General features: G+C 41.3%; 10 protein-coding genes. All 10 read right to left on the reverse strand.

Annotated elements, in window-relative coordinates; translation table 11 throughout:
- Positions 1 to 684: 684 nt before the first annotated feature.
- Positions 685 to 1572: a carbon-nitrogen hydrolase family protein gene (locus tag ELQ35_RS19530; protein ID WP_126866863.1), complete on the reverse strand. Its 888-nt coding sequence runs from the start codon at positions 1570 to 1572 to the stop codon at positions 685 to 687.
- A 311-nt stretch (positions 1573 to 1883) separates the two neighbouring features.
- Positions 1884 to 3221: an amidase gene (locus ELQ35_RS19535; protein WP_185861833.1), complete on the reverse strand. Its 1338-nt coding sequence runs from the start codon at positions 3219 to 3221 to the stop codon at positions 1884 to 1886.
- A gap of 110 nt (positions 3222 to 3331) precedes the next feature.
- Positions 3332 to 4318, reverse strand: coding sequence for an NAD-dependent epimerase/dehydratase family protein (locus ELQ35_RS19540; RefSeq protein WP_126866865.1), 987 nt, complete (start codon positions 4316 to 4318; stop codon positions 3332 to 3334).
- 230 nt (positions 4319 to 4548) lie between these two features.
- Positions 4549 to 5307 carry an SDR family NAD(P)-dependent oxidoreductase gene (locus tag ELQ35_RS19545; RefSeq protein ID WP_126866866.1) on the reverse strand — a complete coding sequence of 253 codons (759 nt, stop codon included), beginning with the start codon at positions 5305 to 5307 and terminating at the stop codon, positions 4549 to 4551.
- Positions 5308 to 5434: 127 nt separating this feature from the next.
- Positions 5435 to 6424, reverse strand: coding sequence for an ABC transporter ATP-binding protein (locus tag ELQ35_RS19550; RefSeq protein ID WP_126866867.1), 990 nt, complete (start codon positions 6422 to 6424; stop codon positions 5435 to 5437).
- Positions 6408 to 7409, reverse strand: coding sequence for an ABC transporter ATP-binding protein (locus ELQ35_RS19555; RefSeq protein ID WP_185861834.1), 1002 nt, complete (start codon positions 7407 to 7409; stop codon positions 6408 to 6410). Before ELQ35_RS19555 ends, ELQ35_RS19550 begins: the two co-directional genes overlap by 17 nt.
- 5 nt (positions 7410 to 7414) lie before the next feature.
- On the reverse strand, positions 7415 to 8254 hold the full coding sequence (locus ELQ35_RS19560; RefSeq protein WP_307366805.1) for an ABC transporter permease: 840 nt from the start codon (positions 8252 to 8254) through the stop codon (positions 7415 to 7417).
- Positions 8255 to 8268: 14 nt separating this feature from the next.
- Positions 8269 to 9279 carry an ABC transporter permease gene (locus ELQ35_RS19565; protein WP_126866870.1) on the reverse strand — a complete coding sequence of 337 codons (1011 nt, stop codon included), beginning with the start codon at positions 9277 to 9279 and terminating at the stop codon, positions 8269 to 8271.
- A gap of 53 nt (positions 9280 to 9332) precedes the next feature.
- Complete coding sequence (locus ELQ35_RS19570) at positions 9333 to 10973, reverse strand: ABC transporter substrate-binding protein (RefSeq protein ID WP_126866871.1); 1641 nt, start codon at positions 10971 to 10973, stop codon at positions 9333 to 9335.
- Between the two features lie 778 nt (positions 10974 to 11751).
- Entirely contained in the window at positions 11752 to 12525 is a 774-nt protein-coding gene (locus tag ELQ35_RS19575) for a FadR/GntR family transcriptional regulator (protein ID WP_185861836.1), read from the reverse strand.
- Positions 12526 to 12901 lie beyond the last annotated feature (376 nt).

The following is a 12901-nucleotide window of genomic DNA, read 5'->3' on the forward strand; positions in this document are numbered from 1 at the left end:
GAGTGAATGGCTAGTTCTTTCTCGGTGGGAATCCCTCCCACTATATGTTGCAACCTAGGCTCGGTCGCTCTGACAGGGACGCAAAACCAACTTTAAAAACTTGATAGGGATTACAAAATAAGGTTTAGAATGAACTTTTTCTAGGGAAACGAATACTTACTTCTGCCCACCTTCTAACCATGTTTGGGTTGCGCGATAATCTCCTCAAGATGGTTATAGGGTAGGTAATTTATGACATCAAATGAACGTGGATAATTGTGGGAATGACGAGTGCCACATATAAAACGAGATGTCAAAGTGGTGCGCTGAACACCCCGGCTACCGCTGTCATATCATATAACTATATAAATAATAATGGCCAACCAGAAAAGTCTGGTTGACCTCTTAATACGAAGTTATTTACTATCAACAAATGACACGAACAAGGAGATCTGAAAACAATTAAGGAACTGTATAAAATCCGAACAATATTGAAAACCCTTAGTAAACAAATTTTTTGTTTAGTTAATCAATTTTGTTCGGTAAAGAACTTTATTTATATTTAGCGACAAAAGAATAGATCATTGTAGCGTAATACACTCGGTTGGAGCAACCAGCCAGGTTTTTTCCAGAGAATCAATGTCAATGGTTGAAAATATAGTTGGGTAGGTTCTATATGGAGATAATCCTTGTTTGATATCACTTTTAAACTGGCTCGATAAGAGAGGTGTATAGATCTGGTCTTCTATCGCGGAAATATGACAACCTTAGACGAGCATCATCGATCATGTCCAAAGATAATTCTACCTGAAAACTTTGGTCTGACAAGTCTTCTAATGATTCAATAACATTCCCCAAAGGATCGATGACACAGCTCTTTCCATAAAACTTCTTTCCTTTCTTCTCTTCTTCCATCTTTTCTGTACCATATTTATTCACAGCAACTACAAATACGCCATTTTCCAAAGCCCGAATACGTAGTTCCTCAACAAAAGCTTCTGAACGGAACCCAGAGCCCGAAGTTGGTACAAACACTACTTTGGCGTTATTTAGAACCAGCTCCCTCCATGCTTCTGGGAAAGAACGGTCGTAACAAATAAGTATCCCAACGGATTGGCGATTAATGATAAATGGTTTTAATTCTTCTCCAGGACTAAAATACTTTTTTTCCAGTGCTCTAGTACCTGGAACATCGATAAATGGAATGTGCGTTTTACGATATTTACCTATCAATTTTCCATCGGGGGAACTGATAAATGCCGTATTATAATATTTATTTAGCTTTGAATCCTTTTCAAATAACGTTCCTATAATCGTTGTATCATATTTCTTTGCTAAAGCTGTAATAGTTTGGGTGGTTGGACCTGGGATGGATTCTGCATATTTTTGAAAGTCATCCAATTCAACTGAACAGAAATATGGACTAGTCATAAGTTCCGGTAAACATAATATATCAACCTCTTGAGAAGATAACAGTTTCTCTGATAATTTAACGATATTGTCCATTTGTGTATTATAGCTACCCAAATACGGCCCCAACTGAATTCCAGCTACTTTTAGCTTTACCGAGGATATTGCTTTTTCCCCTATCATACTATTTCCTCCCTTTTTTCATTAAATTGAAAACTTTGAAATACTTAGGAATCTTATGAGCGGCACAGTTATGTTCGAACCCTAAACACCACCTAGAGGTAATTGGGAAGAAAGTTATTAACTTGTTATTGCGAACCTAGCTTCACTTTACTTGGCTTCTGTGGACCGTATTTGCTTAAAAGTGCAACTCATTTTTACTAATACCATCTTCTACACAGTTCAAAGAGAAAAGCAGGAACCCAGAAATCTAGCTTGTTAGTATGACTAGCGGAGAAAAGTAATAGGGTCTCCCTATGAAGATCATGTTGTTTTTATTTACAATTTCCAATCATTGGCAAGGGTAACTTACCCATAACCCTCTCAATCGGCAAACAGTTTTTGATTAAATCAAAATCGCTTCCTGGGGCTGAAGCAAACATCATAGCCAATGGAAGCCCTTTGCCATCGAGCGCAGCTGGGATCACAACTAGAGGTACGCCAAGGGCAGCCCATGGTGTTGTAAATTTCGGATTACCTGTCGGATCGAGGCCTTCGGGTGCTGATGTATCTGTAGGAAGGGTAAGTAAAACATCAAAAGAATCGAATAATTCCAGCATTTCACTCTTCACACGATGGATGTTGTCCATCGCATCTTTGTATGCCCCTTCACTAATTTGCTGCCCTTCTTCTACGAGAGCGCCAAATTTTCCGCCAATGTCATGTTCCTCAACCAACGCATGATGATGTTGTGCTGCTTCATAGGCCATGACCAATCGATGAAGATCGATTAAATCCGAAAAAGAACGTGGGGCTTGGACTTCTTTGATTTCATAGTGGTTTACTTCGAGTCTTTTGATAGTCTCCTCTTGTACATTTTGCAGATCAATTGAAGCCTCTGAATAGATCGCATCGGATACAACGCCAACCTTACAGGAACCCCCTGTTAATGACTGCAGGTATAATTCATCTAAATCGTTTACTGATCTGTCACTAAAAGGTTGATAACCAATTGCAAGGTCAAGAAGACTGTTGGCAAATAAACCGGGACTGTCAAAAGATGGAGCTAATGGAAAGACGCCGTCCATCTGAATACTATGCGTGGTCGGTTTGAAACAGACCGCCCCGCAATAGGCCCCCGGTCTACTGATAGAAGCATTGGTTTGAGCACCTAAAGTCAGCAATGCCATATTAGCAGAAATGGCTGCTGCTGAACCGCTGCTAGAACCCCCCGGCGTATGTTGAAGGTGATACGGATTCCGCGTGGGAGACGGTTCATAAAACGCAAGCTGGGTTACATGTGTTTTGCCGATGATCACGGCTCCCGCTTCCCGAAGCTTTGCTACTATACTACAATCCTCAACAGCAGGATCCACATTTTCGAAAATTACACTTCCTGCCCGTGTCGGTAGTCCGGCCACATCAAAGATATCCTTGATCCCGACCGGAATGCCATGTAATGGGCCACGAACTTTACCATTTTTCATTTCCTGAGTCAGTGACCTGGCTGTTTCCATCGAACTTAATTCATCAACCACTCGCCATGCAAGGAGTTCTTGATCGACTTCTTTGATTCGGTCAAGACAATCCTTAACCAATTCTATTGGAGTCACTTTCCCGGCTTTGATGAGTTGTGAGGCTTCGTAAATCGTGAGTTGATTCAAATTACTCAACTTTTTATCCTCCAAATCTCCAGATTAATTAAGGAAGTTGCCATTTTTCAGATACGTGAACTTACATTTATTACGTTCCTTAACTAAAGCATTCAAATGTCTTATCTTTTTTATTTTGCAGATAGAAAGATCGAATTTTTCTCCAGCCATTCGTTGTAATCTTCAAACGACTTTTTTAAATCAAAGGGAGGGACATACTGGGTGTCTTCCACAAGTCGATCGATTTGTAAGGGAGCAAAATCAGGACGGAAAGTGACATTCGCTTCTTCAGGATTCTTAACGATTTCATAACTGAAAGAGGGGTATTTTTCCTCCAACAACTTACACCATTCTTCAACGGACCAATAATGTCTTGAACTTACATTGTAAACATCATGCTTTAAAGAATCCGACTTTAACAATGCAAATAATGATGTTGCAATATCCCTGCTGTATACCCATCTTTTGTACCCAGACCGAGGCAACAATGCTTTTTTTGCTGAAATTGCCAATTGGGACACTTGAAATGGAGCGCTCATTACATCTCTTACACCCGAATAATATTCCCACGGACCAAATATATCCCCCATTCGAGCCACGACAATATTCATGTCCAGCAATTGTTTGTATCGAATTGCAATACGTTCGGCTGCAAATTTAGTAATATCATAAAGTTCCTCTGGTTTTAGATTACTGCTGTCTTCGATTAAGATGTCGTTTTCGAGCGCCGTTCTCCCATAAACCGCTTGGGTACTAAGATGAATGAATTTTTCAATATTGTTTTTTCTTGCCGCTTCTAGCACTTCAACCGTACCCATACAGTTCACATTCACAATGGTTCTGCCATCTTTTATTTCTCGTTCCACATCCGGCGTTATCGCCGCTCCATGGATAACCGCTGTGAGATTATATTTTTTAATTGTTGAATCAAGCAAATTTTGATCTAAAATATCACCTTGGACAAAAACATGTGTACCCCTGCTTTTTTGAAAAGCCCGCTCAACCTCCTCAGGTAGAGAATGCAAGCCATATATAACAACATCTATACCTTCGTCCAATAATTTTTCTGCAATATTTATGCCCACAAATCCAGTTCCGCCTGTTAGTAAGACTTTCATGGTATACGCTCTCCCTTATAAGTAAAATTTTTTACCATCCAACGTGCTTAAAGGAATCCGTTTTAACAATGTAAATAGAGAAGCTACAATACCCTTCTGTATACCCGGCTTTTGCACCCAGGCCAGGGTAGCTGGTGCACTTTTACTCTGAAATTTCCAGTTTAGCTGCTTAGAAATGAGCGTTCATTAGATCTCGTAAACCCGAATGGTATTCCTAGGAATCTTTTATCCTACAACATTACATCACCTGAATTCGGTCCTAATGATTGTCCCGTATATATATTTCCATCCGGATCGGAAGCCAATAAAACGGCTGTCGGTACAACTTCTTCCACTTTTCCGAAACGGGGAATTGCAAGTTCGGCCCGTTTTTTGTTTCTCCAGTTTTCGTCAATTTTTTGCATTTCTTGTGTATCAATTGGTCCGGGAGCGATACAATTGGCGGTAATGCCATATTGGCCAAGTTCCAGCGCGATGGATTTTGTAAATCCAATAATCCCTGCTTTAGCAGCGGCATAATGACTATGTTCGAGTCCTCCTTTTTGACCAATTTGCGAAGCCATGTTGATGATTCTCCCCGATTTACGCGAAATCATATAGGGCACAACATTTCTTGTTGTGAGAAATACACTTTTTAAATTTACTTCAATCATTCTATCCCATTGCTCAACAGTCATATCCTGAATAAGAGCTAAGGAAGAAATATTTGCGTTGTTTACTAAAATGTCAATTTGACCAAATATATCTATCGTTTTATTGACTAATTGTTTTACTGTCGTTTCCTTTGATATATCGCCTTCCGTTAAAATAACCTTAACCCCATAACTTTCCAATTCGCTTTTAAACATCTCAATATCCGCTTTGTCATGTCCAAAATAATTAAGAGACAAGTTTGCTCCTTCTTTGGCAAATGCGGCAGCAAAGCCGTTTCCCATACCATATAGGGGACTTGCACCTGTTATAATAGCTACTTTACCCTTTAATTTCATAATAGTTCCTCCTCGTAAATTTGAATTTATGTTACCACTTTCGCTAAAGTTGACAATGTGTATGGAGTTGCATTATCAGGTGCCTGCCGAAAAATCCGTCGCCTCCAACTACGAGAATAGTCATAGTTCAGTTCTTTTGTGTGACAGGGATCCTTTCTTTTTCCAATGGTGCGGCATGATGACAGTTAACAAAATGTCCATTTCCAACATCAATGAAAGGCGGATCGATTTCCCTACATTTGGCCTCGACTTCTGGGCAACGCGAAGCCAGATGACATCCTTTCGGCAAATTGATCGGGCTAGGAATTTCTCCGGAAAGCCTGTAATCCGATCTGGGGATTTTAGGATCCGGTTTCATGACCGAGGCTAACAGCGCCTTGCTATACGGGTGTCTATGGTTGTGAAAAACTTCGTTGACATCGCCATATTCGACGATTCTCCCCAAATACATGACTGCAACTCGATGGCATAAAAACTGAATAGTACTAAGATCATGAGAGATGAACAAATAAGTGATACCTGAATCTTTTTGGAGTTTGACTAATAGATCGATGATTTCCGCCCTTACCGACAGGTCCAAAGAGGAGGTGGGCTCATCTAACACGATGAATTTAGGTTTGGGAGCAATTGCACGCGCGATTCCTACTCGCTGCTGCTGGCCAGCACTTAATTGATGTGGATACTTTTCATAATCATTCTCGAAAAACTGCACCTTTGCCAAAGCATCCACAGTCATCTTTTTGCGATCTGTAGCCGCCAGATTTTTGTTCACCCGCAGCGTGTCTTCAACCGTTTCCCAAACCGTTTTCCTGGGATTGAGAGAGTAATAGGGGTCCTGGAAAACCATCTGCATTTCAGTACGAATGACAGCAGCTTCCTTTTTCCCGAACTTTGAATACTCCATACCTTTATATCGCATTTCACCTGATGTCGGGCTAATCAAATTCAAAATGCATCTACCGACACTTGATTTTCCGGAACCGCTTTCCCCAATTAGCCCGAACGTTTCCCCTTCCCGGATATTAAATGAAATGTCATTGACAGCCGTAACGACGTCTTTTGTGCCTCTAACAGGAAAATGCTTTTTAATACCTTTTATATCAAGCAAGTTTTTCATTGGCGCTCCCCCTATTTTCGGTCTTCTCCTGATACAGATGGCATTTTACATTATAGTTATCATCTACGTGCAGCATTGAAGGTTCCACTTTCCGACACACATCCATAACATAGGGACACCGAGTTTGATAAACACATCCTGTCGGAAGCGATAGGGGACTGGAAAGGCTGCCTTTTAATTCAATTCTTTCTTGAGTTATTCTGCGCTCGGGCAGAGAATTTAGAAGATTTCTGCTGTACGGGTGTTTCGGTTCATCGAAAAACGCCGTTACCGGGCCCTTTTCTACAATCTGGCCGCAATACATAATGGCGATCTCGCTACAGCATTGAGCAACAACACCTAAATCATGAGTGATCAATATGCCCGAAGCTCCCTGCTTATTTACAATATCTAAAATTAAATCCATAATCTGTGATTGAACGGTGACATCAAGACCGTTTGTTGCATCATCAGCAATGAGCAAGTTGGGAGAGTTAACTAGTGCAAGTGCGATCATTACACGCTGGGCCATGCCTCCGCTCATCTCATGGGGATAAGCTTCCGCCCTACGCAGGGCGTCATTCATGCCTACCATCCTTAGCATTTCGACTGCCTTTTCCCAGGCTTCTTTTTTGTTAACTTTATTATGGGCCAAATAAACATTAGCGATTTGATTGCCCACTTTTACAAGCGGGTTCAAATTGCCCCGGGCATTTGCAGCGATCAAACCGATTTCCTTGCCTCTGTATTTACGTAGCTCCTCTTCACTTAACTTAAGAAGATCTTGTCCTTGGTAAATCACTTTTCCTTTTACTACTTTTCCTGGCATACGTACACGGTTGACAACAGACATAGCGGTCACGGTTTTGCCCGAACCTGACTCGCCCACAACGCCGAGCAGTTCTCCTTCACGAACGGATAATTGAAGACCATTAACTACTTTCGAGATACCTTTTCGAAGGTAAAAATAAGTGTGTAGGTCCTGTATTTGCAAGAGTGTTTTCAAGCCGATCATCTCCTCTCCGGATCAAGGTATAAGCGGAGAAAGTCTCCAAATAGTGCAAAGCCTAAAACCGTAATACCGATGGCTACACCTGGAAAGAATGAAGACCACCACTGGCCAGTAATAATTAATGGCGCCCCAATTGCTATCATCGAACCCCATTCTGCCGTAGGTACACGTACCCCTGCACCGATAAAGCTTAACCCAGCAGTTAGCAAAATCGCCCACCCCATATTTATGGATGCTTGCACCATGGTGGGTCGCAAAGAGTTCGGCAGGAGCTCTTTAAACATAATTTTCAGGTTAGACATACCCGCACAACGCGCAGCCTCTACATAGGGTCTTTGTTTGATAGAAAGCACTTCACTTCGCACGAATCGCATATAAATTGGCGCATTAAGAAAAGCAATGGCGATGATGATATTCTGAACGTTGTTTCCCAATATAGATACTAGAGCGATAGCCAGTATAAAAACAGGAAAGGCTTGGAGGACATCCGCGATCCGCATCGTGATTTCTCCGAATAGACCCTCCCGGTACGCTGCGGCCAGTCCGATTGGAATGCCGATCAAAAGCGATAATAATGTTCCAAAAACTGCGATTGTAACGTCGATTCTAGTTGCATGAACCACCCGAGAAAAAACATCCATTCCTGTTTCATCAGTCCCGAAAATATGGTCCGAGTTCGGAGCAAGGCGGCTGTCTTCCACTATGGCTTCCTCAGGAGCGTAAGGTGCTATGATTGGCGCAAAAATTGCACACAGTAAGGTAATCATAATAATTAAAAATCCGATGAAACCACCGCGGTTACGTCGCAAGGAATAACTAAAATCTCTTAAATACAACAATATAACCCTCTCCTTTAAAACTTAATTCTCGGATCAAAGATCATATAAATTAAATCGACGAACAAATAGATAAATAACGAAAAAATAGTAGCGACCAAGACGAATCCCTGAATGGCCGAGTAGTCCTTATTCACCAAAGCCTGCGTGACGTATTGTCCTAATCCGCCCCATCCAAATACCGTCTCGACCAATACCGCACCGCCTAGCAAAGAACCATAAATTACTCCAAGTATGGTGACAATAGAAGGCAGCGAATTGCGTAGTGCATATCTCATCACTTTCTTGTCCGACAAGCCCAATACCTTGGCATGATTGATAAAGTCCGATTCCATCACTTCTTTCATAGACGAAAGTGTCATTTTCATGATAGGTGCTACATTAATGAGACCAAGCGTTAGAACAGGTAAGGCAAGATGCGCAATACTGTTCATCAAAGCATTCCAATTCCCCGCAAGTAAGCTGTCTATCACCAAAAACCCAGTAATTTGTAGGGGAGGTGTTATTGTCAAATCCAAACGACCAATTGGCGCTGGAAACCAGTTCAATGTGGTAAAGAAAACAAACACAAGCATTAGTCCGAACCAAAAATCAGCGATGGATCCGGCAAAAAAACCGTAACCCGTGGAAATGCGGGAAAATATACTTTTCGGTTTGATCGCTGCCACGATCCCAAGAGGTACACCGATTGCGATTGAGAAAAGAATACTTAATGTTATCAGTTCCAATGTAGCGGGAAAGCGTACGATCAAATCATCGAGAATAGGCTTATTTGTAAACCACGATTCTCCCAGATTTCCTTGTAGAACATTTCCCAAATAGATGAAAAATTGCTGCCATATAGGTTTATCCAAACCCATGCTTTCTCTTAGTGCTGCAATCGTATCCCCATAAGCGAAATTCCCAGCCAATCGGGTTGCCGGGTCTCCGGGTAGCAATCGGACCAGAACGAATACGACGAGGATAACCCCGATTAACAGCGGTATAAAAGTCAGTAGCCTTTTACCCAAGTATTTTGCGATTCTCATAATACATGCTTCCCTCCTTTACGTTGTCCGCCGAGATTTTGTCCAGCCGTCTATTAATTTCGTTCACGGCTCAGCATATTCCATCGAATATCTTGAGATGTCCCCCATGCTGGATTTTTGATATCTTCTCTCATGGCAATATGGTAACCGGGCTCAGTCAGATAGATCCATATTGGATCTTCTTTCACGACGATCTCCTGTATACGTTTGAAATTCGCGTTCCGTTTTTTCACATCCAATGTTTCCGTAGTTTCTTTGTACAGACGGTTAACCTCTTCGTTTTTATATCCCCCATAATTTATATTGGAAGGATGCTGTGCCCATAATTTGGTCGAAAACCCTCCATCGGCGACACCAGGCATGTCTTGGAAAATAAACATGCCGTCCATATTGTGCTGGACGAGATTATTATAGTAATCTCCCGTTTGAAGTTCTTGGATCTCAATCTCTACTCCAATGTTTTTAAAGCTAGACTTGAGAAGGATTGCAATTTGCTGTTCCTGCGTGATACCCGCATTGATGGTGAGCGTTGTTTTGAACCCTTTATCATATCCTGCTTCTTTCAAAAGTTTCTTGGCCTTATCAAAGTTAGTTTTATAATCCCAGTACTCGCCCGTATAACCTGGATAAGTAGAAGGAATGATGCTAGTGGCCTGTTTGGCCATCCCTAAATATACCGATGAAAGAATATCTTTATACGGCGTAGCATATGCCAAGGCTTTTCTTACCTTAGGATTGTCAAACGGCGGTTTCTCTTGGTTAAACTCTACTCGTTGTATCAAATTACCTGACCAGCTGTAGACTTTCACACCGGGTTTACCCTTTAGTGTTTGCAGTTCGTTTGGAGTAAGAGAGGTCGCCGCATCAGCCGTACCAGAAAGTAACAACGCCACCCTGTTTGACGAGGAAGGAACTTCTTTCATGATTACCTTTTGAAACCAAGATTTGTTCTTTTTATCCCAATAATCGTTAAACGCTTCGAATTCGACCTGCTGCCCAGGAATGTATTTAGTAACCTTAAATGGACCATGACCTGAACCGTTAACGGACAAATATTTGGTCGCCCACGGATCGCTCTTCGTGGAATACGCTTTTGCGTCTACTGAATCCATAAGGTGTGTAAAAATGTGAGTCATCATAGGCTCCGCTATAGGATTCGGGGTGTCTACTGTTAGAGAAAAGGTATATTTGTCAATTTTCTTTAGTTGTTTTTCGGGGTCATTAAGCTTTAGCCCGTCTGCTGAAAAGTTTTTGTACATGGCGTTCAGGCCCCAAGCCCTATCCACCCATTGGTACATAAAATCATCTGCAGTGAGTTCATTTCCTGCATGGCTCTTCACACCTTGACGAAGGTGAACGGTCAGCGTTTTCCCGTCTTTTGATAGTTCCCACGATTCGGCCAAAGAGCTTTCCACTTTACTGTAGTCAGGTACTAAGAAGCCGGATTCGTCTTCTTTGAACGGATACCGAAGCGCGGAGTCGTACATGTTTGATTGCGCTTCTAGCGCTTGCAGGGAATTATGGTACTCTGAATCAAGACCGTTTGGCGTCGCGGGCACTGTCCATATCAAAGTACGGTCTCGGTCAACATTAATGTCTTCGCTTGAAACGGTTTTCGATTGTTTTACACAGCCTGTAATAATAACTGTTAACAAGAGTATTAATGCCGAAATTAATAGAATAATTCTCTTCAATAGAAACCCCCCTCTTCAATGTAACTGAAATAAAAGACCATGGATTTAAAACTGATGGGCTTCTGGTATTCTCAGTAGCTATGCTCTCACCCGATTGTTTCCCGAAAACCCATTCATCTAATTTGACCGTCGGTCCTCTCAGATTGCTAGCAGTACAACAATTCATTCAAAAAGCTTTTTTCTCCCCTGAAGAGATACGTCGTCTAGTTGCAATCAGCCGGAATCTCATTATCATTGACACTTTAATTTAAATTTTGTTAGACTACTAGAGAATACATAAGCAAATTAAGTGCTGATTCATGAGATAGTAACTCAGAGACGGCGATATCTCTCTGCAAAATCATACCACCGTGAGTTACCCTTCCAATAAATAAACCTGATAATGCGTTTGCTTAAATTGCTCTAAGCTGATCTTTGTTACACGTAAATTGACAGTTTGGTACTGTTGTTCGTCTGTGATTCATTCCTTTAATGTAATGGAAAAATCCCGCACCGTTGTCCAGTATTCCATCAGTGTATATACATGCCAATACATTTCTACTAAAGCAGGCACTATGCCGGAAATATCATTTTACAGTGGTCTGGGTTGGGGTGACCGATGCCACTGGGCCAAACATATTAGCAGGGACTCCATACCTTTAAACGATCCAGTTGGGTATGTGTCCCCCTAAATTAGTGATGCCTTGCATAAAGGTTCAATAACTAGCCATCATCACCCACATTTTTTCATCGATGGTTAGTTCAATCGCCTGTCATAATTCTAATTTTTTCCTTTGTATTAATTAATATTTTTCTGTTCTACTAGAGCTGCTATGATAGCATCCATGTGTGTTCGCATTTCATTTTCCGCCTCATCAACATCCCCCTTTTTAATCGCCTCAGCTATCAATCGGTGATGCAGCGCATACTCAGCACTCCGCTCCTTCCTAATCTCCTCGATCTTGGATCCCAGCTTCAATTCCTCATTTACCAAAATATCAAGGGAAGCAATGAGAAACCTGTTATTGGATGCTTCGGCAACCTTCCCATGAAAATCCAGTGCGGGAAATGTCGGATCACCACAATTGCCCAAGCACATTTCATGCCTTTTAACTGTATGTTCCATTGCTTTGATATTCGTGGTAATTGCCCGGCTTGCTGCCAATCTTGCGGTTTCACATTCAAGTACTTTTCTCGCACTCATTAAATCTATCAGTTCTTGAAGGTTTTGCGGTTGTGCAGCTTTCATAATTTTCTTTTGAAGTTGCTCTCTTCTTACCCTTTCCGATAGCTCGTGGACAATATTTGCTCCCTGGGCCGTAATTACCCTGCCCCTCGACCCTACAAGTTCGGTATATCCTTTGGCATCCAGAGTTTTGAGTAAACGTCCGATTGTAGTAGTGCTTACAGTGACGTTTTTAAGCTCAAGCATGACCTTTAGCACCCAGGATCCGACGGGCTCGTTCGTTTTCAGCAGGTATTTCAAGAGCAAATAATTCACAATATCTGTCTTCGAGGAAAAGAGGTCCACTTCTTCCAAATTAATATTTTCTAATTCTGGGTTTTCTATCAAAACAAACACTCCTAAGACTATTAAATTTTGTTCCAATCAATGATGAGGAGAAGATACAGTCAGATAAAGTGATGAAAGTTTTTAAATAGTAATGTTGCTGGTTTGTGATTAAATAGGACTCACCCAAAAGGATTGAAGTTCCATTTGAGCTAAACTGCGGAAAGTACCACTTCTCCTATAAAGGTTTTCACATTCGGAATCATTATGTGAAACCATTTCCGATGATTAAGTAAGGGTAATCTAATCAATAATTGTTAAAAATTATTAAACAGAAAAACTCTTCATTTCACCTAATTATATTGAAATGTAGAACATGCAAAACTATTTTGTAATAGCATCTAAGATGATGTAGTTCAATGTAGAAATTGGGTATTTG

Origin of the sequence: Peribacillus cavernae (genome assembly GCF_003989135.1) — a bacterium.
Taxonomy (GTDB): domain Bacteria; phylum Bacillota; class Bacilli; order Bacillales; family DSM-1321; genus Peribacillus; species Peribacillus cavernae.